The sequence below is a fragment of the Pseudomonas sp. FH1 genome, assembly GCF_000510895.2.
Lineage (GTDB): Bacteria > Pseudomonadota > Gammaproteobacteria > Pseudomonadales > Pseudomonadaceae > Aquipseudomonas > Aquipseudomonas azotoformans_A.
Window position 1 is genome coordinate 134542 of sequence record NZ_AOHM01000006.1, and the last position, 21257, is coordinate 155798.

Annotated in this window: 25 protein-coding genes; 11 read left to right on the forward strand and 14 right to left on the reverse strand. The window is 62.1% G+C overall.

All coding sequences use genetic code 11. From position 1 onward, the window contains the following. Positions 1-45: 45 nt before the first annotated feature. The 8 genes from murB to H096_RS03395 form a co-directional block, all read right to left on the reverse strand. Positions 46-1065, reverse strand: coding sequence for a UDP-N-acetylmuramate dehydrogenase (murB, locus tag H096_RS03360; RefSeq protein ID WP_033896793.1), 1020 nt, complete (start codon positions 1063-1065; stop codon positions 46-48). Beyond that, positions 1062-1526 (reverse strand): low molecular weight protein-tyrosine-phosphatase, encoded by a 465-nt coding sequence (locus H096_RS03365; protein ID WP_033896794.1) that lies wholly within the window; start codon positions 1524-1526, stop codon positions 1062-1064. The genes murB and H096_RS03365 overlap by 4 nt, the downstream gene beginning before the upstream one ends. Continuing rightward, positions 1526-2290 (reverse strand): 3-deoxy-manno-octulosonate cytidylyltransferase, encoded by a 765-nt coding sequence (gene kdsB / locus H096_RS03370; protein ID WP_028616766.1) that lies wholly within the window; start codon positions 2288-2290, stop codon positions 1526-1528. The genes H096_RS03365 and kdsB overlap by 1 nt, the downstream gene beginning before the upstream one ends. Next, on the reverse strand, positions 2287-2472 hold the full coding sequence (locus H096_RS03375; protein WP_003174668.1) for a Trm112 family protein: 186 nt from the start codon (positions 2470-2472) through the stop codon (positions 2287-2289). Before H096_RS03375 ends, kdsB begins: the two co-directional genes overlap by 4 nt. A gap of 24 nt (positions 2473-2496) precedes the next feature. After that, complete coding sequence (gene lpxK / locus H096_RS03380; protein ID WP_033896795.1) at positions 2497-3507, reverse strand: tetraacyldisaccharide 4'-kinase; 1011 nt, start codon at positions 3505-3507, stop codon at positions 2497-2499. Next, entirely contained in the window at positions 3507-3935 is a 429-nt protein-coding gene (locus H096_RS03385) for a biopolymer transporter ExbD (protein WP_010209650.1), read from the reverse strand. Before H096_RS03385 ends, lpxK begins: the two co-directional genes overlap by 1 nt. After that, complete coding sequence (locus H096_RS03390) at positions 3932-4567, reverse strand: MotA/TolQ/ExbB proton channel family protein (protein WP_033896796.1); 636 nt, start codon at positions 4565-4567, stop codon at positions 3932-3934. The genes H096_RS03385 and H096_RS03390 overlap by 4 nt, the downstream gene beginning before the upstream one ends. Before the next feature lie 73 nt (positions 4568-4640). Beyond that, complete coding sequence (locus H096_RS03395) at positions 4641-6866, reverse strand: DNA internalization-related competence protein ComEC/Rec2 (protein ID WP_241495478.1); 2226 nt, start codon at positions 6864-6866, stop codon at positions 4641-4643. 135 nt (positions 6867-7001) lie between these two features. Between H096_RS03395 and H096_RS03400 the strand changes: the two genes are divergently transcribed. After that, entirely contained in the window at positions 7002-7517 is a 516-nt protein-coding gene (locus H096_RS03400) for a DUF2062 domain-containing protein (RefSeq protein WP_033896799.1), read from the forward strand. Here H096_RS03400 and H096_RS03405 read toward each other — a convergent pair. Further along, on the reverse strand, positions 7514-8884 hold the full coding sequence (locus H096_RS03405; protein WP_033896800.1) for a sensor histidine kinase: 1371 nt from the start codon (positions 8882-8884) through the stop codon (positions 7514-7516). The genes H096_RS03400 and H096_RS03405 overlap by 4 nt on opposite strands. Then, complete coding sequence (locus H096_RS03410; protein ID WP_033896801.1) at positions 8871-9599, reverse strand: response regulator transcription factor; 729 nt, start codon at positions 9597-9599, stop codon at positions 8871-8873. The genes H096_RS03405 and H096_RS03410 overlap by 14 nt, the downstream gene beginning before the upstream one ends. Positions 9600-9805: 206 nt before the next feature. Between H096_RS03410 and H096_RS03415 the strand changes: the two genes are divergently transcribed. The 4 genes from H096_RS03415 to H096_RS03430 all read left to right on the forward strand — a co-directional run bounded on the left by H096_RS03415 (position 9806) and on the right by H096_RS03430 (position 14485). Then, entirely contained in the window at positions 9806-12559 is a 2754-nt protein-coding gene (locus H096_RS03415) for a response regulator (RefSeq protein ID WP_033896802.1), read from the forward strand. Between the two features lie 23 nt (positions 12560-12582). Next, positions 12583-13572 (forward strand): 2-hydroxyacid dehydrogenase, encoded by a 990-nt coding sequence (locus tag H096_RS03420; RefSeq protein ID WP_033896803.1) that lies wholly within the window; start codon positions 12583-12585, stop codon positions 13570-13572. Positions 13573-13643: 71 nt separating this feature from the next. Further along, positions 13644-14084 (forward strand): hypothetical protein, encoded by a 441-nt coding sequence (locus H096_RS03425; protein ID WP_033896804.1) that lies wholly within the window; start codon positions 13644-13646, stop codon positions 14082-14084. Next, a complete protein-coding gene (locus H096_RS03430) occupies positions 14081-14485 on the forward strand; it encodes an META domain-containing protein (protein WP_033896805.1) in 405 nt (134 codons plus the stop codon). Before H096_RS03425 ends, H096_RS03430 begins: the two co-directional genes overlap by 4 nt. 32 nt (positions 14486-14517) lie before the next feature. On the opposite strand, the gene H096_RS03435 is transcribed toward H096_RS03430, so the two are convergent. Then, on the reverse strand, positions 14518-14979 hold the full coding sequence (locus H096_RS03435; RefSeq protein WP_033896806.1) for a TlpA disulfide reductase family protein: 462 nt from the start codon (positions 14977-14979) through the stop codon (positions 14518-14520). A gap of 115 nt (positions 14980-15094) precedes the next feature. Here H096_RS03435 and arsC point away from each other — a divergent pair, with 115 nt between their 5' ends. From arsC to H096_RS03450, 3 genes are read left to right on the forward strand one after another with little or no spacing between them, the layout of a single operon-like run. Then, positions 15095-15448, forward strand: a complete 354-nt coding sequence (gene arsC / locus H096_RS03440; protein ID WP_028616776.1) for an arsenate reductase (glutaredoxin) — start codon at positions 15095-15097, stop codon at positions 15446-15448. Then, the gene (gene wrbA / locus H096_RS03445; RefSeq protein ID WP_028616777.1) at positions 15445-16059 is read left to right on the forward strand and encodes an NAD(P)H:quinone oxidoreductase; all 615 of its coding nucleotides are present in this window, start codon (positions 15445-15447) and stop codon (positions 16057-16059) included. The genes arsC and wrbA overlap by 4 nt, the downstream gene beginning before the upstream one ends. Next, positions 16043-16447, forward strand: a complete 405-nt coding sequence (locus tag H096_RS03450) for a DUF2069 domain-containing protein (protein WP_033896807.1) — start codon at positions 16043-16045, stop codon at positions 16445-16447. Before wrbA ends, H096_RS03450 begins: the two co-directional genes overlap by 17 nt. A 40-nt stretch (positions 16448-16487) precedes the next feature. Here H096_RS03450 and H096_RS03455 read toward each other — a convergent pair whose 3' ends face one another. Further along, the gene (locus H096_RS03455) at positions 16488-17159 is read right to left on the reverse strand and encodes a DNA-3-methyladenine glycosylase I (RefSeq protein ID WP_028616779.1); all 672 of its coding nucleotides are present in this window, start codon (positions 17157-17159) and stop codon (positions 16488-16490) included. 67 nt (positions 17160-17226) lie between these two features. Then, positions 17227-18051, reverse strand: coding sequence for a tRNA 2-thiocytidine(32) synthetase TtcA (ttcA, locus tag H096_RS03460; RefSeq protein ID WP_033896808.1), 825 nt, complete (start codon positions 18049-18051; stop codon positions 17227-17229). Between the two features lie 262 nt (positions 18052-18313). Here ttcA and H096_RS03465 point away from each other — a divergent pair, with 262 nt between their 5' ends. Together H096_RS03465 and H096_RS03470 are read left to right on the forward strand one after the other, a co-directional pair. Beyond that, entirely contained in the window at positions 18314-18916 is a 603-nt protein-coding gene (locus tag H096_RS03465) for a Yip1 family protein (protein WP_016977555.1), read from the forward strand. 128 nt (positions 18917-19044) lie between these two features. Next, positions 19045-19539: a SprT family zinc-dependent metalloprotease gene (locus H096_RS03470; RefSeq protein WP_010209629.1), complete on the forward strand. Its 495-nt coding sequence runs from the start codon at positions 19045-19047 to the stop codon at positions 19537-19539. A gap of 3 nt (positions 19540-19542) precedes the next feature. Here H096_RS03470 and H096_RS03475 read toward each other — a convergent pair whose 3' ends face one another. Next, on the reverse strand, positions 19543-20706 hold the full coding sequence (locus tag H096_RS03475) for a CaiB/BaiF CoA-transferase family protein (protein WP_033896809.1): 1164 nt from the start codon (positions 20704-20706) through the stop codon (positions 19543-19545). Positions 20707-20863: 157 nt separating this feature from the next. Here H096_RS03475 and tusD point away from each other — a divergent pair, with 157 nt between their 5' ends. Beyond that, positions 20864-21256, forward strand: a complete 393-nt coding sequence (gene tusD, locus H096_RS03480) for a sulfurtransferase complex subunit TusD (RefSeq protein WP_033896872.1) — start codon at positions 20864-20866, stop codon at positions 21254-21256. Position 21257 lies beyond the last annotated feature (1 nt).

The following is a 21257-nucleotide window of genomic DNA, read 5'->3' on the forward strand; positions in this document are numbered from 1 at the left end:
AATGCCCCGCATCGAAAGATGCGGGGCATTTTTGTTTCAAGGGACTTAATACTGGTTGGGCTCCATTTCCAGATCGACCTTGAAGCGCTCTGCAATGTCGCGCTGGATACGCTGGGCCAAGTTCGCAATATCGTGCCCCGTGGCGTCGCCGTAGTTGACCAGCACCAGCGCCTGCAATTTATGCACGCCAGCATCGCCGTCACGAAAGCCCTTCCAGCCGGCCTTGTCGATCAGCCAGCCGGCCGCTAGCTTCATCTGCCCATCGGCCTGTGGGTACGCCACCAGGTCCGGATACAGCGCCTGCAGCTCAGCCGCCAGCGCTTGGGACACCAGCGGGTTCTTGAAGAAGCTGCCCGCATTGCCCAGCTCTGCCGGGTCGGGCAGTTTTTCCCGGCGGATGCTGCAGATCGCGCGGCTGACATCACTCGGTGTCGCCTGGGTGATCCCCTGCCCCGCCAGGCGCTGCTGCACCGGGCCGTAGTCGAGTTTGAGATGGCTGGCACGGCTCAGGGCAAAGCGCACCCGCAGGATCAGCCAGCGTCCGGTTTCGTGCTTGAACAGGCTGTCGCGGTAGGCAAAGTTGCACTCTTCCAGGCTGAAGTCGCGCAGTTTACCGGTGTGGCGATCCAGGGCGGTCAGGCCGGCGAATACATCCTTGATCTCGACACCGTAGGCGCCGATGTTCTGCATGGGCGCTGCGCCAACGGTGCCGGGGATGAGGCTGAGGTTTTCCAGGCCGCAGAAACCTTGTTCCAGGGTCCACAGCACGAACGGGTGCCAGGCCTCGCCGGCTTCGGCCTCGACCACCACCTGCGTACCGTCGTCGTGCAACACACGGATACCCTGGCTGGCCATGCGCAGCACCAGCGCCGGAATGTCCTGGGTCAACAGCAAGTTGCTACCGCCACCGATCACCAGCAGCGGCACCGCATGAGCGGCTGAATAGGCCAAGGCTTCACGAACATGATCGTCATTGTGGGCCTCGGCGAACAGCTGGGCGCGCACGTCAATGCCAAAGCTGTTGAATGGCTTGAGCGATACCTGCGCAAGCACCTGCAAGGTCATAACCGCCCCTTCAATTCAATCACCAATAAATCACAAGCGCGTTCGATCAGGTCCAGGACCCGTTCGAAGCCTTGTTCACCTTCGTAATACGGGTCTGGCACTTCGTCCACTTCGGCGTCGTAACGGCGCAGGAACAGGTCCAGCTCCGCCTTGCCCTGGCCCGGTTGCATGGCCTTGAGGTTGCGCAGGTTGCTGTGATCCATGGCCAGGATCAGGTCATAGCGTGCAAAGTCGGCGCGAGAAACCTGCTGGGCACGCTGGGCCGACAGATCGTAGCCGCGCACCAACGCCGCGCGCTGGCTGCGTTGGTCCGGCGGGTTACCGACATGCCATTCGCCCGTGCCGGCGGACGCGACCTCGACTTGCCCCGCCAGCCCCGCTTCGCGCAATTTATGGCGCAGCACGCCTTCTGCGGTGGGCGAACGGCAGATGTTGCCCAGGCAGACAAACAGAACCTCCATCAGGCCCCCAGCAGGCGACGGACGCGCTCAAGGTCTTCCGGGGTGTCGACACCGGCGGGCGGCGCTTCCAGCGCATCGCCCACGTGGATGCGTACGCCGTGCCACAGGGCGCGCAGTTGCTCCAGGGACTCGGTGTTTTCCAGCCAGCACGGACCCCAACTGACGAAGTCATGCAGGAAACCGGCGCGGTAGGCGTAAATGCCGATATGGCGACGGTAAGGCACGCCTTCCGGCAACACGTCAGGCTGCTTGGCGAAAGCGTCGCGCGCCCAAGGCAAGGTCGAGCGACTGAACGTCAGCGCCAGGCCATTGATGTCACTGACCACTTTCACCACGTTCGGGTTGAACAGGGTTTCGATGTCTTCGATTGGCTCGGCCAGGGTCGCCATGCGCGCTTCGCCATGGGCGGCGAGGTTGGCGGCCACCTGGTCGATCACGCTCGGTGGGATCAAGGGTTCGTCGCCCTGCACGTTGACCACGATGGCGTCCGGCGCCAGGCCAAGCTGGGTGGCCACTTCGGCCAGGCGATCGGTGCCGGAGTTGTGGTCTTCGCGGGTCAGCACCGCCTCGGCGCCAAAGCCCTTGCAGGCCTCGATGATGCGCGGGTCGTCGGTGGCAACCACCACGCGCTCGGCGCTGCTTTTGCAGGCCTGTTCCCACACCAACTGGATCATCGGCTTGCTGCCGATCAGTTGCAGCGGCTTGCCCGGCAGGCGGGTCGAGGCGTAGCGGGAAGGAATGACAACGGTAAAGGCGGTGGTCATTTATCCAGGCGCTCATCGGTGGTCAGGGTGCGGGCTTCGCTTTCCAGCATCACCGGGATGCCATCACGGATCGGATAAGCCAGACCGGCGCCTTTGCTGATCAGCTCGGTTTTGTCGGCGCTGAGCTTGAGCGGGCCTTTGCAGATCGGGCAAGCGAGGATGTCGAGCAATTTGGTGTCCATGAGTGTTTCCTGGAAAGCAGCGGTTTAAGGCAAAAGACGGGCAGGCAGCAGACGCATCAGCTGCGTGTCGAACCAGGCGACGAACGCCGGCGACGGCAGCGCATCCACCGCAAGGTACCACCAGTCGGGCTGGGCAAAGGCGCGGCACTTCACCGCGTCCTTCTCGGTCATGACCAGCGGCAATGACGGCGTAAAATTCAGGACCTCGGCGCTGTAGGTCGCGTGGTCGGCAAAGCCATGGGGTATCGGCTGCCAGTGTAGCGTTTCAAGGGTAGTGAAGAAACGTTGCGGGTTGCCGATGCCGGCAACCGCGTGCACCTGCTGGCCGGCTGGAAAATGATCCACCGGCTGCCGTTCGCCGGTCAGCAGGTTGACCAGCGCGGTGGGTTGCAAGCAAAAAGCAAAGCCTTCGTCTCGATCACTGGCGGCGCCGTTGTACAGCAACGCGTCGACGCTCTGCAGACGCTCCACCGGCTCACGCAACGGCCCGGCCGGCAGGCAACGGCGGTTGCCCAGGCCACGGGCGGCGTCGATCAGCACCAGTTCAAGGTCACGGGCCAGGCGGTAGTGCTGCAGGCCGTCGTCGGAAAGGATCAGGTCGAGGGTTTCGCTGGCCAGCAGCGCCTTGACCGCACGGCTGCGATCGGGGTCGATCATCAACGGCACGCCGCAGCGCTGTACGATTAACAGCGGCTCATCGCCGGCCACGTCGGCGCTGTGGCTGGCTTCGACCCGCCAGGGCAACTGCGGCGGCTTGGCCCCATAACCCCGGCTGACCACACCCACGCGCAAGCCGCTGCGTCGGCAGTGTTCGATCAGCCACAGGATCAACGGCGTCTTGCCGGTGCCACCCACGGTGATATTACCGACCACCACCACCGGCACCGGCGATTGATAGATCTCGCCCTCTCCCGCCAGGAAGCGAGCACGCTTGCCCTGCACCACCCGGCGATACAAGGACTCCAGCGGCCGCAACAGCGCAAGTGCCGGATGGCCCTCGTACCAGGCCTTGAGCAAACGATCGGACAGGGCCATCAGGGTTGGCCCGCCGCCTCGACGGTGGTCATGCGCAAATGGCTGAAACCGAGCTTGCCGGCAGCGTCCATCGCAGTGATCACGGCCTGGTGCTGGGTCTTGCCATCGGCACTGATCGACAGCGGCAGCTTAGTGTCGCCGCCGGACTCTTTCTGCAAGGCGTCCATCAGGCTGGCCAAGTCGTTTTTCTCAAGCAACTGGTTATTTACCGAAAACACCCCGTCGGCGCTGATGGCGATGTCCAGTTGCTTGACTTGCTGGTCTTCGGCCGGCGAACCGCTCACGGCTTCCGGCAGGTCGACGCGCAGCTCGGTCTGCCGGGTGAAGGTGGTGGTGACGACAAAAAACAGCAGCAGGATAAACACCACGTCGATCAGCGATGCGAGGTTGATATCGACGTTTTCCCGTTGCTTGCGGCGAAATTTCACGCTTTGCCCCCAACCAGGTCCACGTCACGGTCGCCCTGCACCACTTCCACCAGCTTGATGGCTTCCTGCTCCATGCCCACCACCAGCTCATCGATGCGACGTTGCAGGAAACGGTGGAAGAACACTGAAGGGATACCCACCATCAGGCCGGCAGCCGTGGTGATCAGCGCCTTGGAAATACCACCGGCCAGCACGGCTGCGTTGGTGGTCATGCCGGAGCCCATGAACGAGCTGAAGATATCGATCATGCCCAGCACCGTGCCGAGCAAGCCGAGCAACGGCGCCATGGCGGCGATGGTGCCGAGGGCGTTGATGTAGCGTTCCAGTTCATGGATGACGCGGGCGGCGGCTTCCTCGATGCACTCCTTCATGATCTCGCGACCATGCTTGGAGTTGGCCAGGCCAGCGGCGAGGATTTCACCCAGCGGGGAATTGGCGCGCAGTTCCTTGAGCTTTTCCTTGTCGAGCTGCTTGTTCTTGATCCAGGCCCAGACCTGCCCCAGTAAATGCTCGGGGGTCACGCGGCTGGCGCGCAGGGTCCACAGGCGTTCGGCGACGATGCCGAGTGCGGCGATAGAGCTCATGATGATCGGCAACATCATCCAGCCGCCGGATTTGACCAATTCCCACACAGTGAATGTCCCCTCGAAAAAGTGCGCCACTTTACCATATAGGTGCGTTGACCACAGACCCCATCGGCCGCGCCTAAGGTAACCGCTCGCGCCAGAACCTGCGCTGACTGCGCGCAACAACCGGCGGCGTAAAAGCCCCCAACTGCAGACGCACGGCGCCCTGCTCGGCACTGTCATACACCTGGCTGCCCAACCGCCGGTAGCGTTCCATCACCTGTGGATGAGGATGGCCGAACGCGTTGTGGCGCCCTCGCGAGATCAGCACGGATCGCGGAGCAAGCCGTTCCACAAAGGGCCAGGACGATGAGCTGCGACTGCCATGGTGCGGCGCTTGCAGCCAATCAGTGCGCACCGCCAGGGGTGACGCGAGCAAGGCGTGTTCGGCAGCGCGGTCAATATCACCGGTCAGCAGCAGGCGCTCGCCATTGGCCTGCACCTGCAAGACGCAGGACTTCGCGTTGCCGCTGATGGCGTCCGGCCACTGCCAGAGTTCGAAGGTCACGCCGTCCCAGGTCCATCGCTCGCCGCTGACACAAGGTTGGGTGCCGAGCGATGACGGCAAGCCTTCAGTTTCCCCGCCCACCACGCGCTTGATCGGCATGCCCTTGGCAACGGCTGCCGAACCACCGGCATGATCGGCATCGGCGTGGCTGAGCAACAGCATATCCAGCTCCCCTACCCCGAGTTTTCGCAACGACGGCAGGACAACGCGCGCGCCCAGGTCAAAGCTTCCGGAGCGCGGGCCGGCGTCGTAGAGCAAGGTGTGATGACGGGTGCGCAGAATCAGCGATTGGCCCTGGCCGACGTCCAGTTGCACGACCTCTACTTGTCCATGAGGGACCAATTCTCGCGGGGGAAACACCGCCAACAGTAGCATCGGCAATCCGAGCAGACGAAATGGAACACCCTTTGGCAGCAGGAGCAGCACGGTCCCCAGCAGACTCACCAGCCAATAGCCCATCGGCACTTCGGCCGGAATCCAGGCGGGCATTTGCCCGGCGAGCCACGCCAAGCCCTTGAACAAGACATCCAGTGCCCCACCCGCCAACCACAGCAATCCTTCACCCACGAAGGGCAGCCCCAGCAATGCGCTGCCCAACAAAGCCAGCGGCAATACCACCAGGCTGATCCATGGCACCGCCACCAGGTTAGCGAACGGTGCGCTCAGACTGATGGGCAACCCCAACACCAACAAGACCGGAAACAACCCGATGGCAATCAACCACTGCGGCCGGGTCCACGCCTGCCACAGGCTCCACGGCCCCAGACGGCCACCAAACGCCAGGATCAGCACCGCCACCGCCGCAAATGACAGCCAGAACCCCGGCTGCAAACTGGCCAACGGCTCCAGCACCAACACCCCATTGAGCGCCAGCAAAAAAGGCCACCACAGCCCCAGATGACGAAAGCGCAATCGCCACAACAACACCAACCCGACCATCACACAGGCGCGCTGCACCGGCACGCCAAACCCAGCCAGCAAGCCGTAACCCAGCGCCGTGGTGAACGCCAACCCACAGGCCCACGGCAACCACGGCCAGCTTCGGGGCCAGCACCCATAGCGCGCCAGGCTGGCGATCAAACCGTAGATCAAACCCGCGAGCAAACCGATATGCTGGCCGGAGATGACCAGCAAATGCACCGTTCCTGTGTCCTGCAGCACCTGCCAATCAGCGGCGGTCAATCCAGAGCCATCGCCCAACACCAGGGCAATCAGGCCTGCTTCCCGGCCCTGGGCGTCCACCGCAAGCAAGCGCTGACGCACACCGTCGCGCCAGGCATTGGCAGCCGGTGCCAGGCGTTCTCCGTCCTTTACCGTGCCTGTGGCGCCAATTCGCTGGGCCAGCAACCAGGCCTCCTGATCAAACCCATGGAAGTTCAGCAACCCGGACGGCCGTTTCAGGGTGATTGCCAGGCGCCAGCGTTCGCCACTGCGCACGGGCGGCCCGCCATGCCAGGACACCCGGATACGCTTGGGCAACCGGGCATTACGCGACCGACTGTCGGTCAGCACGAAGCGCACGCCATCACCCGTTTGCTGAGGCAAACCGGTAACCCGTCCTTCTACCCAGCGCGTCTGGCCATCCAACACCGGCCTGAGGCGGTCATCCAGCGCCCACTGCGCACTCATGCACGCCCAACTCAGCCCGAACAGGAAAAACGCCAAGGGATACGTGCGAAACGGCAACAACATCAAGGCCAGCACCAGCAAGGCAATCAGCCAACCGGTCGTCGGCAATGCCGGTAAAAAGCGCAAGGCCAGCAACCCCAGCGCAAACGCGCACATCCCTGTCCTCATGGATCATCCTTTTCCAGTGATCCACTCAGTCTTAGCCGGATACCCAGCACGGCCTATGATGTTTTGTCACAAAGTCTGAATTTTCTGTTTATAGAATGCGGGCATACTTGCCCCTCGAACTGACCTGGACCCCTTATGCCCCGGCGCTTATTCAAACGGTACATGCCTGACCCCAGCAGTATCAGGGAACACAAGTCATTACAGTTTCTCGGCACTTTGCTGCATGACCCGAACCTCTGGCACCTGAACCGGCACTCGGTCGCACGCGCAATGGCCGTGGGTTTGTTCGCGGCATTTATCCCGATTCCGTTGCAGATGCTGCTGGCGGCCGTGCTGGCAATCACCGTGCGCGGCAATATGCCCATCGCGGTCAGCCTGGTGTGGCTGACCAACCCCATCACCATGCCGGTGGTGTTTATCTGCACCTACATGACTGGCGCCTGGCTGATGAATGTGCCGCCGCGCAGCCTGCCGGATGACCTGACCTGGGAATGGATCAGCGGCCAATTGAGCACGTTATGGCAGCCATTCCTGCTGGGTTCAGTGGTGCTGGGGCTGGTGTTGGGTGCGATAGCGTATTGCCTGACCATGGGTTATTGGCGCTGGTGGGTGGCCCACCAATGGAAAAAACGCAAACAGCGTCGCGCCTAGCAAGCCCGCAGGCGCAGATGTACGCGCAGCCCTTTTCCGGTGTTTTCCGCCCACAGGCTGCCGTCCTGGCGCTGCACGGCATTGCGCGCGATGCTCAGCCCAAGCCCGAAGCCACCATCGCCGGGGCGTGATCCGTCCAGGCGCGTGAACGGTGCGAAGATCCGTTCCAGGTCCCCGTCATCAATCCCGCCGCCCTGATCCTCCAGCCACACATGCCAATAGTCACCTTCGCGACGCCCATCCAGGCTGATCACACCGCCCACGGGTGAGTGGCGAATGGCATTGCGCAGGATGTTTTCCAGGGCCTGGGCCAACGCATTCAGGTTGCCCCGCACCCAGCACTCCGGGCCGAGCAGGCACGGCAGGCGCGGTGCAGGCCAATCGCTCTCGAAACATGCGTTTTCGCGCAGCATGTCCCACAGTGCCTGAAGCTGGATATCTTCCTGGGGCAGCGGCGCCCGTTCGGTGTCCAGCCAGGCCAGTTGCAGGCTGTCTTCCACCAGGCGCTGCATGGCGTCGATCTCACGGCCGAGCCGCTCGCGCAGTTGCGTCAGGTCTTGCTCACTGTCACAGGCCACCCGCAGGCGGCTCAGCGGTGTGCGCAGTTCATGGGACATGTCTCGCAGCAGTTGCTGCTGCAACACCACAGTGCCCTGCAAACGCTCGGACATATGGTCGAACGCGCGGCCCAACTCGCCCAACTCATCCTGACGACTGGTGGCGTCGTGGGACAGCCGCGTATTCAACTGGTCGGCCCGCCAGGCGTTGGCCTGCTCGCGCAATTGATTGAGGGGCATGATCAGCAGCCGATACAGACCGACGCACAGCAACAGCGTAAACAGACCGGGAATCACACCATTGGTCACTACCCGCCAGAACAGTTGATAGCGTCCCGGCATGAAACGCTGTGGCAATTCGATCACCAGCGAACCCGCGCTGGGGTCGGCGGGAAACGGGATTTTCAGCCACGGCAGTCCTTTGGTATGCCGGCTCACCGGCCAGTCTAGGCCACGCAGAAAGGTCAGGCGCTGGCTTTCCTTATCGGTCAGCGGGTAACTACTCAGCGATTGCAAGTCATTGCCGATCACACCGATCCAGGTACTTTCGCGCTTGCCCATCTCCTGCAGCCACGCATCGACGCCCGCATTGCCGCCTCGGTTCCATGCCTGTTCCGCACGTACCGCGTAGCCACTCAAGGTGATCCGCGCTTCATCGGACAGGTAGGCGTTCTGCTGCTCCATGTATCGCCCCCACGACCAACTGAGCCAGATCATCAGCAAACAGAAGGCGATCAGCAGGCAGGCCAGCTTCCAGAATAACGAGTGCTTGCCCGGCAGGCGTTTAAAGGGCCGTTTAAAGGCTGTCATCGGCACCGCTCAACACATAGCCCTTGCCCCACACCGTGCGCACTTCGCGCTCGGTGTAGCCGATGGCCCTGAGCTTGCGGCGGATCTGGCTGATATGCATGTCCAGGCTGCGGTCATGGGGCGCGTAACCGCGTTGCAGCACATGCTGGTAAAGGAAGGGTTTGCTGAGGACTTCTTCCGCGTTGCGATGCAGGGTTTCCAGCAGGCGATATTCACTGCGGGTCAGGCCAGCCCAGTGGTCCAGGTGGAAGACATCGCACAGTTCATCGTCAAAACGCAGGGTGCGGGCATCGCCACGTGCGGGCGCCAGGCTCGGCAAGGGGCGTCGGTCCAACGCGACACGGCGCAGGATCGCCTCGATGCGCACGCGCAACTCGATCATGCTGAACGGCTTGGGCAGGTAGTCATCGGCGCCCAGGCGAAAACCGCTGATGCGATCAGCCTCGGCACCGAGTGCCGACATCAGGATCACCGGGATCGAATGGCTCTGGCGCAGATGGGTGAGGATCGACAACCCATCCAGCCCCGGCAGCAAAATATCCATCAACACCACGTCGAATACCTGATCGCGCGCCATCTGCAGGCCTTGCTGGCCGTTCTGGCACCAGGTGACGTGGAAACCACAGCGCCCCAGGTGCTCATGGACATAGGCGCCCAGCACGGGGTCATCTTCGATGGTCAGGATACTGGGCAGGCCAATTGCTACGGGATTCATTAGTATCTGCAAGTCATTCTCAATGACTGATTATTCAAGATAACCCCGCCGCAGGCAATCGCCACTGGCCGCCAAATGCCTTCAAGATTGCCGTATGTCATTAATTTGCAAGATTCCTCGCCGCGCAAATGGCTACACTGCGCAGGTGGCGCGGGCCGGATGCCCGCGCAATTCCGTAGATATCAATGTGGTAGCAGGAGAGTGGCGTGCTGACAAGAATGGGGATAAAAGGCCGCGTACTGTTGCTGACCTTATTACCGACCAGCCTGATGGCCTCGTTGCTGGGCGGCTATTTCACCTGGATGCAGCTCTCGGAACTGCAGACCCAATTGCTGCAACGCGGTGAAATGATCGCCGAACAGTTGGCGCCCCTGGTCGCGCCCGCCCTCAGTGCGCGCAACACCGATTTGCTCGAACGCATCGCCACTCAGTCCCTGGAACAGCCGGACGTGCGTGCCGTGTCCTTTCTCGGCCCAGACCGCGCGCCCCTCGCTCACGCCGGCCCGACCATGCTCAACCAGCCGCCGGTTGGCAACAGCTCCCATTTATTGCAGCGCACTGGCAATGACGCCACCCGCTATTTGCTGCCGGTGTTTGGCCGCCATCGCAACCTCGCGGGCGACCTGATCCCGGATGAAGCCGACCGCCTGCTGGGCTGGGTCGAGGTGGAACTGTCCCACAACGGCATGCTGCTGCGTGGCTACCGCAGCCTGTTCGCCAGCCTGTTACTGATCGCCATCGGCCTGATCTGCACCGCAGCGCTGGCCCTGCGCATCAGCCGCACGATCAACTCGCCCATCGGCCAGATCAAGCAAGCCGTGGCCCAGCTCAAGGACGGCAACCTGGAAACCCGCCTGCCACCCTTGGGCAGCCAGGAACTGGACCAACTCGCCTCGGGCATCAACCGCATGGCCGAGACCTTGCAGAACGCCCAGGAAGAACTGCAACACAGCATCGACCAAGCCACCGAAGACGTACGCCAGAACCTGGAAACCATCGAGATCCAGAACATCGAGCTGGACCTGGCGCGCAAGGAGGCCCTGGAGGCCAGCCGCATCAAGTCGGAATTCCTGGCCAACATGAGCCACGAGATCCGCACGCCGCTCAACGGCATTCTCGGTTTCACCCATTTGCTGCAAAAAAGCGAGCTGACCCCGCGCCAGCTCGATTACCTGGGCACCATCGAAAAATCCGCCGACAACCTGCTGGGCATCATCAACGAAATCCTCGACTTCTCGAAAATCGAGGCCGGTAAGCTGGTGCTCGACAGCATCCCGTTCAACCTGCGCGACTTGCTGCAAGACACCCTGACCATCCTCGCCCCCGCCGCCCATGCCAAGCAGCTGGAACTGGTGAGCCTGGTGTACCGCGACACGCCGTTGGCGCTGGTGGGCGACCCGCTGCGCCTCAAGCAGATCCTCACCAACCTGATCAGCAACGCGATCAAGTTCACCCGCGAAGGCACTATCGTCGCCCGTGCGATGATCGAGGACGAGCAAGAAGACAGCGTGCAATTGCGCATCAGTGTGCAGGACACCGGCATCGGCCTGTCCAGCCAAGACGTGCGCGCGTTGTTCCAGGCCTTCAGCCAGGCCGACAATTCCCTGTCGCGCCAACCTGGCGGCACGGGGTTGGGCCTGGTGATTTCCAAACGCCTGATCGAGCAGATGGGCGGTGAAATCGGCGTCGACAGCACGCCAGGCGAAGGCTCGGAATTCTGGATCAGCCTGAACCTGCCCAAGACCCGCGACGATGTCGAAGACTTGCCTTCCGCACCTTTGCTGGGCCATCGCGTCGCGGTCCTGGAAAACCACGAACTGGCACGCCAGGCGCTGCAACATCAATTGGAAGACTGTGGCCTGGAAGTCACACCGTTCAACAGCCTGGAAAGCCTGACCAACGGCATCACCAGCGCCCACCAGACCGAGCAGGCCATCGACCTTGCGGTACTCGGCGTCACCGCCAATGACATCCCGCCCGAGCGCCTCAACCAGCACCTGTGGGACCTCGAACACCTGGGCTGCAAGGTGCTGGTGCTGTGCCCGACCACCGAGCAGATGCTGTTCAACCAGTCCGTGCCCAACCCCAACAGCCAATTGCAGGCCAAGCCCGCGTGTACGCGCAAGTTGCGTCGCGCGCTGTCCGACCTGATCAGCCCGCGCCCGTCACGCAGCGAACCGGGCGAACCATTGTCCAGCCGTGCACCGCGCGTGTTGTGCGTGGACGACAACCCGGCAAACCTGCTCTTGGTGCAGACGCTGCTGGAGGACATGGGCGCACGGGTGCGCGCCGTGGAAAGCGGGTATGCCGCCATCGACGCCGTAAAACAGGACACCTTCGACCTGGTGCTGATGGACGTGCAAATGCCCGGCATGGACGGCCGCCAGAGCACCGAGGCGATCCGTCAGTGGGAAAGCGAACGCAGCGGCACGCCATTGCCGGTGGTCGCCCTCACCGCCCACGCCATGGCCAACGAAAAACGCGCCTTGCTGCAAAGCGGCATGGACGATTACCTGACCAAACCCATCAGCGAGCGGCAACTGGCCCAGGTGGTGTTGAAGTGGACCGGCCTGGCCCTGCGCAATCAAGGCCCGGAAAGGGCAACAGATGGTCTTGGCCCTGGCGTGCAACTGCCTGTGCTTGACCATGAAGAAGGCCTGCGCCTGGCCGCCGGCAAGGCAGATCTCGCGGCGGACATGCTCGCCATGTTGCTCGCCTCCCTGGAGGCCGACCGCCTGGCTATCACCCTTGCCCGTGACGCCAACGACAACAACGCCCTGATCGAGCGCGTGCACCGCCTGCATGGCGCCACCCGTTATTGCGGCGTACCGCAACTGCGGGCTGCTTGCCACCGCGCCGAAACCTTGCTCAAGCAAGACGACGCCAAGGCCCAGCATGCCCTGGACGAACTGGACATGGCCATCGCCCGACTCGCCAGTGAAGCGCGGGTCAACGCCTGAACTCATCAAAAAGGAAGCCTTTGATGCGCGTCATTCTTTTCAGCAGCCAAACCTACGACCGCGACAGTTTTCTCGGCGAACCCTTGCCGCCCGGCCTGGAACTGCAGTTCCAGCCCGCCCGCCTCAACCTCGACACCGTGGCCCTGGCCGAACACCACGAAGTGGTCTGCGCCTTTATCAACGACGACCTCAGCGCCCCGGTCCTGGAGCACCTGGCCAAGGGCGGCACGCGGTTGATCGCGCTGCGCTCGGCGGGCTACAACCATGTGGACCTGGCCGCCGCCAAGCGCCTGGGCCTGACCATTGTGCGCGTGCCGGCCTATTCGCCCCATGCGGTGGCCGAACATGCGGTCGCGCTGATCCTCGCCCTCAACCGTCGCCTGCACCGCGCCTATAACCGCACCCGCGACGGTGATTTCAGTCTGCACGGCCTCACCGGCTTCGATCTGGTAGGCAAGACTGTCGGCGTGGTCGGCACCGGGCAGATCGGCGCCACTTTTGCCAAAATCATGGCCGGCTTCGGTTGCCAGTTGCTCGCCTATGACCCCTTCCCTAACGTACAGGTGCAGGCCCTGGGCGCGCGCTACGTGAGCCTGCCCGAACTGCTGGCCCAGGCGCAGATCATCAGCCTGCATTGCCCGCTGACCGCTGACAGCAAACACTTGATCAACGCCCGCTCCCTGGCACAGATGCAGCCGGGCGCGATGCTGATCAACACCGGCCGCGGTGGGCTGGTCGACACCCCGGCGCTGATCGAAGCGCTCAAGGACGGCCAACTCGGCTATCTGGGGCTGGATGTGTATGAAGAAGAAGCCCAGCTGTTTTTCGAGGACCGCTCCGACCTGCCCCTGCAGGACGACGTGCTCGCGCGCCTGCTGACCTTCCCCAACGTGATCATCACAGCCCACCAGGCGTTCCTCACCCGCGAAGCCCTGGCCGCGATTGCCGGCACCACCCTGGCCAACATTGCCGCCTGGGCCGATGGGCAGGCGCAGAACCTCGTCGAAGGATGATCAGCGGTCACATACCAGGCTCATGATGAGCCAGCACCCGTGATAGGATGCCGCGCCTATTTGGAGGATCCATGGCCGAACACGATTTCCGCTTCAGTTTGCTGAGCCCGCAACACACCCTGATCGAATGCCGCGCCCTGGTGCCGGGCCGTTACCAAGTCACCGGCAACGGTGGCTCGATCAAGCATGGCGACATCTTGATCGTCTCCCTGCGCGGCAGTAAAACCCTGTCGATGCGCCTCACCGTCGAAGGTGATGCGCGCTATTCCATCCGCCCGGCGGGCCAATGGGTCGCCATGGCCCAAGGGCCGAAGTTCGGCGAGTTGGAGATTCACACCTGGAAGGTCAACTGCGACAGCTGCGAGGCCGTGTTGGAGTTTGAATTCGCGGTGGAAACCAAGCTGACCAAAGAACCGCTGCAACCGGCCGCCAACGCGCGCATTGCCGAATTGGGCTGGGCCAGCGAGGGCGACAAGCACCGCTGCCCTAAATGCCAAAAGGCCGCGCAATGAAAGGCCTGCTTCTGCTCGCCGCCGTCGGAGCGGCCCTGACGGGCTGCGCCGGGGATGCGGTCAAGCTCAAGCAGGATCACAGCTATGTGGTGGAATGGATTGGTGAACGGCCGCTGATGGACTACGCGCACCTGACCGTTACGCTCGGCGCCGATGGCCGTGCCTACGGCAACGGCGGCTGCAACCACTGGTTCGCGCCCTACACCGTCGACGGCGAAAAGCTCAGCTTCGGCCAGATCGGCAGCACCCGCAAACTCTGCGCCGAGGCCTTGATGGAGCAGGAACACCGCTTCTTCCAGGCCCTGCAAGGTGTGCAACGTTGGGACATCTCGCCGATCGAACAGACGCGTTTCTGGCCGGCCGAGGGCAAGCCGATTCGTTTATGGCTTGAAGAAGGCTGATCGATGGGAGGGGCAAAACCCCTCCCATTTTGTTATCCGCGCAACGCCTTGAGTTTGGCCAGCACCCCTTCCGCCGTCTGCTCGCCCATCAACGTCTCACGTACCTTGCCCTTGTCATCGATGATGTAGGTCACCGGCAAGGCTTCGCTGCGCGGGATATCGAAAATCTCTTCCGGGTTCTGCGCCAGCACCGTGAACTTGATGCCCAGCTTGTCACTGGCGGCTTTCAGCTCTTCGCCCTGCACGTTGTCGAAGTTCACTCCAAAGACGCCCACGTTCTGCGCCTTCAGTTGGTCGGCCAAGGCATTGAGCTCGGGGATTTCCGTGCGGCACGGGCCACACCATTCGGCCCAGTAGTTGACCACCAGCCACTGCTTGTCCAAGCGTTCGGCAGCCACCTTCTTGCCATATTGGTCAACGCCGTAATCGTTACCGCAGCCGCTGAGCAGCAGGGTTGTGATGATCGCCAATGCACCGATCAGTCGCCTTGTCATGGGGTAATCCTTCGCAAAAATGAACGTTGGCTGCGACCTATCGCCTCTTACGGTTTAAGGACAGGTCGCTGCGCGGGTAGAATACCCGCCACCTTACGCAAGATGCGACCCGCACATGACCGATCTGACGCTTTATCACAACCCGCGCTGCTCGAAATCCCGCGGTGCGCTGGAACTGCTGGAAGCCCGCGGCCTCACCCCCAACGTGGTGCGCTACCTTGAAACCCCGCTGAACGCCGCGCAATTAAAGGCGCTGCTGGGCAAGCTGGGCATCAGTGCCCGCCAACTGCTGCGCACCGGTGAAGATGAATACAAGGCCCTCAACCTGGCCGACGCCAGCCTCAGCGAAGCCCAGTTGATTGCGGCCATCGCCGAACATCCAAAGCTGATGGAACGCCCGATCCTGGAAACCGCCGACAAAGCCATCATTGGCCGTCCGCCGGAAAACGTGTTGGAGATCCTGCCGTGACGTCGCCCTATGTGCTGGTGCTGTATTACAGCCGCAATGGCTCGGTGAGCGAAATGGCCCGGCAGATCGCCCGGGGCATCGAGCAAGGCGGCATGGAAGCGCGACTGCGCACCGTGCCGGCGATCTCCACCGAGTGCGAAGCCGTGGCACCGAGCATTCCGGACGAAGGCGCACTGTATGCCAGCCTGGATGACCTGAAGCACTGCTCCGGCCTGGCCCTCGGCAGCCCGACCCGTTTCGGCAACATGGCAGCGCCGCTCAAGTATTTCATCGACGGCACCAGCAACCTATGGCTCACCGGCGCCCTCGTCGGCAAGCCGGCCGGGGTGTTCACCTCCACCGCCAGCCTGCACGGCGGTCAGGAAACCACGTTGATGTCGATGCTGCTACCGCTGCTGCACCACGGCATGCTGATCACGGGCCTGCCCTACAGCGAACAGGCCTTGCTCGACACCCAGGGCGGTGGCACCCCGTATGGCGCCAGCCATCACGCCGGCCCCGACGGCAAGCGCATGCTCGATCAACATGAAATCGCCCTGTGCCGTGCCCTTGGGCTGCGCCTGGCAACGACCGCTACCTTGCTGGAGAGCGGCAGTGGCCAGAAAGCCTAAGGTCCTGCCACCCCAGGCGTGGCTGGAGCCACGGGTCAAGCTGGCACGCGTGGCGAGCCTGCTGGCGTTTTTTGGCCTGGTGGGTCTGCTGTGCGTGTATTACCTGTTCGTCGCCGACCTGCATGGCGCGCGGCCGTGGGTGATCCTGCTGATCGAGCTGGTGCCGTTGCTGGTGCTGGCGCCGGGCATGCTGTTGGGCAGCGCGCGCGGGCATTCGTGGATGTGCTTTGTGGTGAACCTGTATTTCATCAAAGGTGCGCTGGCGGCCTATGACCCGAACCGGCAGTGGTTCGGGGTGCTGGAGATGCTGGCGAGTCTGGCGGTGTTTTGTACGGCGTTGTTGTATGTGCGGTGGCGGCATCAGTTGAATCGGCGGTTGACTGAATAACCTAGCGTAGTGGCGAGCGGGCTTGCCACAGTAAAAGCGGTTAGTGATTGACGGTGTACGCCAACATCATCGACAACTGGCACATCGGCCGCCCGCTCTCGGCATGCCACTGGTTGAATGCGCCCTGCACCGTCGCCAGGTCGCGCAGGCTGGTGGGTGCCTTGTCGACGATCTTCTGCGCGTTCAGCGCCGCCACCACGTCATAACTCGGCACAAAGGTGTCCTTGCCAACCATGCGCAAGAAGCGCGGCGCTGACAGCCCGCCAAGCTGATGGCCATGCTTGCTCAGGTACTTCCACAGCCCGACGATATCGGTCACCGGCCAGTCGGCGATAAACGCGCCGAAGCTGCCCTTCTCCTGCTCGATGTCGAGGATCATCTGCGCATTGCGCGGCACGCTCTTGAGCTTGCCCAGGTGACGGATGATGCTGGTGTCCTGCATCAAGCGCTCCAGATGCTCAGCGCCCATCAACACGACTTTTTCCGGGTCGAAGCCGAAAAACACCTTTTCGAACGCCGGCCACTTGGCATCCACCACGCTGTGCTTCAAGCCCGCACGAAACACGCGCAGCGCCAGGGTCGACAGGTAGCGATCATCGCTGATCTTGCGCAATTGCGCCGGGGTCTTGGCTACAGGCAGATGGGCTTCCAGCTCGGCCGCCGAACCGAAGCGGTTCAGACAGTATTCGTGCAGCCACTTGTAATCGCGCATGCCCTCTCCTGGCAGTTGAATTGAAAACGGCGCCCGCGAGCGCCGTGTGTCAGAGCGTTGAAATGGCTCAGAGGTTCACTACGTTGACGAAGCGCGAGGTGGCGGTTTCATCAATTTTCAGGCTGGTGAAGTCGAACAGGTTGCGGTCGGCCAACTGCGACGGCTGCACATTCTGCAAGCTGCGGAAGATGCTTTCGGTACGGCCTGGGGTCTTGCGCTCCCAATCCACCAGCATTTCCTTGACCACCTGGCGCTGCAGGTTTTCCTGGGAGCCGCACAGGTTGCACGGAATGATCGGGAATTGCTTGAAGTCGGAGTAGGCCTGGATGTCCTTCTCGTTGCAATACGCCAGCGGGCGGATCACCACGTTGCGCCCGTCATCGGCACGCAGCTTGGGCGGCATGGCCTTGAGCGAGCCGTTGAAGAACATATTGAGGAAGAAGGTCTCGACGATATCGTCGCGGTGGTGACCCAGGGCCATCTTGGTCGCGCCGATTTCATCCGCGAAGGTGTACAGCGTGCCACGGCGCAGGCGCGAGCACAGCGAGCAGGTGGTCTTGCCTTCCGGAATCAGCTCCTTGACCACCGAGTAGGTGTCTTTCTCGACGATGTGGTACTCGACGCCCAGCTCCTTGAGGTAGGCCGGCAGCACATGCTCGGGGAAGCCCGGTTGTTTCTGGTCCATGTTGACGGCGACGATCTCGAACTTGATCGGAGCGACCTTTTGCAGGTGCAGCAGCACGTCGAGCATTGTGTAACTGTCTTTGCCACCGGAGAGGCAGACCATGACCTTGTCGCCGTCCTCGATCATGTTGAAATCGGCGACCGCTTCACCGGCCAGGCGACGCAGGCGTTTTTGCAGTTTGTTCTGGTTGACCGTAAGAGTGCCCATGGCGCTTGGATCCGCTAGAGGTGTGTGACGAAAAGCCGGGTATTTTACGCAAAAAAACCATCAAAAGGGCTAGCGGTAAAAGACCCCACCGCGATTAAGCCCAATGTTTACAGCGCAATTTGCTCTAAAGGCCCTACAGTTATTCCGGTCATCACTTCCTATACTGCGACTAGAGGTCGCACATCTATCCAGACCTTTGAGGCCATTTGGCCCGTGGGCGCTCCGATGGGGGGCGATGGTAATAACGACAGGAGTGACTGGCATGATCCATCACGTCGTGGGGCTGTTTACCCATCCCGACCAGGAATGGCGGGAAATCCGTGGCGATAAAGAAGAAAGCATCGGCCACATGTACCTCACTCACACCTTGATTCTTGCGGCGATCCCCGCCGTTTCCGCCTTTATCGGCACCACCCAGGTTGGCTGGGTCATCGGCAACCGTGCGCCCGTGATGCTGACCCAGGAAAGCGCCTTGTGGATGACCATCATGTCCTACGCCGCCATGCTGGGCGGCGTGGCGGTGATGGGCGCGTTCATTCACTGGATGGCGCGCACCTACGACGCCAACCCCAGCATGGCGCGCTGCGTGGCCTTTGCCACCTACACCGCTACGCCGCTGTTTATCGGTGGGCTGGCCGCGCTTTATCCGCATATGTGGCTGGGTATGGTCGTGGGTACGGCGGCCATCTGTTACACAGTGTATTTGCTCTATGTGGGGCTGCCGACCTTCATGAACATCGACCCGGATGAAGGCTTTCTATTTTCCAGCTCGGTACTGGCCGTGGGCCTGGTGGTACTGGTAGCGATCATGGCGTTTACCGTGATCGTGTGGGGGCTGGGCGTGGGCCCGATCTACACCAACTGACCGTTTAAAACCTTAGGCAAAGCCACCGCAAGGTGGCTTTGTGCATCATGCACGACCATTCGGCGCCTGACAGATTCGGAAACACCCAGCTTTGCGGCATACTGGGCGTCTCTGGAGATATGTACAGCATGCCCGAGCAACTCAATACCCGCGTCGAAGATTGTTTCCTACAAGCCGAATCTTTTTTTAAACGAAGCTTCAAACGCCCCCAGGTCAGCCTCAAGCTGCGGGGCCAGAAAGCCGGTGTCGCGCATTTGCACGAGAACCTGCTGCGATTCAACCCACAGTTGTACCGTGAAAACAGCCAACACTTCCTGAAACAGACCGTGGCCCATGAGGTGGCGCATCTGATTGCCCACCAATTGTTTGGCGAACGCATCCAGCCCCATGGTGAGGAATGGCAATTGATCATGCGCGGGGTTTACGAACTGCCGCCGGACCGTTGCCACACCTATGAGGTGAAGCGTCGCCAGGTGACCCGTTACATCTACCGATGCCCGTGTGCGGACAGTGACTTTCCGTTCTCGTCACAACGCCATGGCATGGTGGCTCAGGGGCGGCGGTATTTGTGTCGGCGGTGTCGGCAAACCTTGGTGTTTACCGGCGAAACCCGCGTCGAATAGGCGTCAGGCAATCACGCGAGCGGCGCGCAGCTCGCTGATTCGCTGCGGGCTCAGGCCCAGCTCCGCCAACACTTCATCACTGTGCGCCCCCATCGCGGACCCCATATGCCTCGGTGCCGGTAACCCTTGCGAAAACTTCAGCGGGCAGGCCAATTGCGCCTGAGTCGAGCCATCGCCCCGTGGCACCTGGCTGACCAGTTGCCGCGCCTTGAGCTGTGGATGTTCCACCGCCTCACTCAGGCTCAACACCGGCTCCACGCACGCATCCACCCCGGCGAACAACGTGCACAGCTCATCGAAGCTGCGCTTCTCAAACTCAACCTGCAGCGCCACCTTGAGCTTGGGCGACAAACCCAGCGCCGCCAACTCCGGCCGCCCCAGCGCCTCGCAGAGCTGCTGCATAAACCCAGGCTCCAGGCTGCCCACCGACATCCAACGCCCATCCCGCGAGCGGTAGTAATCGTAAAAGCTACCGCCATTGAGTACATGGCCCTCGCGCTCCGGCTCCACCCCACACGCCAGGTAACCCGCGCCAGCCATGGCGTTCAGGCTGAACGAACAGTCGGTCATGCTCACATCCAGGTATTGACCAACCCCGCTCTGCTGCCGGGCGATGACCGCCGCGAGCAACCCCACCACTGCGTGCAACGAACCACCACCCACGTCCGCCACTTGCACGCCCAACGGCAGCGGCCCGCTGTCCTGGCGCCCGGTGTAACTGGCCACGCCGGCCAACGCCAGGTAGTTGATATCGTGCCCGGCGCGGTCTTTATAGGGCCCTGTCTGGCCATAACCGGTGATCGACACATAAATCAGCCGGGGATTGATCGCCTTCAGTGCCTCATAACCCAACCCCAGACGCTCCATTACACCCGGTCGGAATTGTTCGAGCAGGATGTCGTAGTCCTTCACCAACGCCCGCACGATCTCCAGCGCCTCGGCCTGCTTGAGGTCCAGCGCCAGGCTGCGTTTATTGCGATTGAGGTAGGCATGGCTGGCCGACGTGCCCTGATCATGGGGCGGCAGCACCCGCAACAGGTCCAGGCGCGTGGGCGACTCGATACGCAGCACCTCGGCGCCCATGTCTGCCAGCATCAGGGAGGCAAACGGGCCGGGCAGCAGGGTGGAAAAATCCAGCACTTTGAGGGACGCCAAGGGACCTGACATGGGCACTCCATTTCCGTTTCGACTGCCCACAGACTAGGCAGCCTTGCCCCTCACGGCAATCGCCGAAACAGTCAGCAAAGATGACCGTTTTGATCACGGCGGGCTTTTTCGTGGCGGCGGCTTTATCATTGGCCCACGTTTGCTTGCCGAGTGTTCCATGAAGTTTGCGATTGCCTTGTTTTCCGCCGCCCACGCGCCCTCCTCGCGCCGCGCCCTGCTGTTCGCCCAGGCGGCGCTGGCCGGTGGGCATGAGATTGTGCGGCTGTTTTTCTATCAGGATGGCGTGCACAGCGCATCCAATAACATCGTTGCGCCCCAGGACGAGCAAGACATCGCCCGCCAATGGCGTGAGTTTGTCAGCCAGCACCAGCTTGATGGCGTGGTGTGCATTGCCGCTGCGTTACGCCGTGGCGTTCTCAACCAGGAGGAAGCCACGCGGTATCAGCGCACAGCGGTGAATCTGGATGCGCCCTGGGCGCTGTCTGGCCTGGGGCAGTTACATGATGCGATCCAGGATGCCGACCGCCTGATCTGTTTTGGAGGGCCGTGAG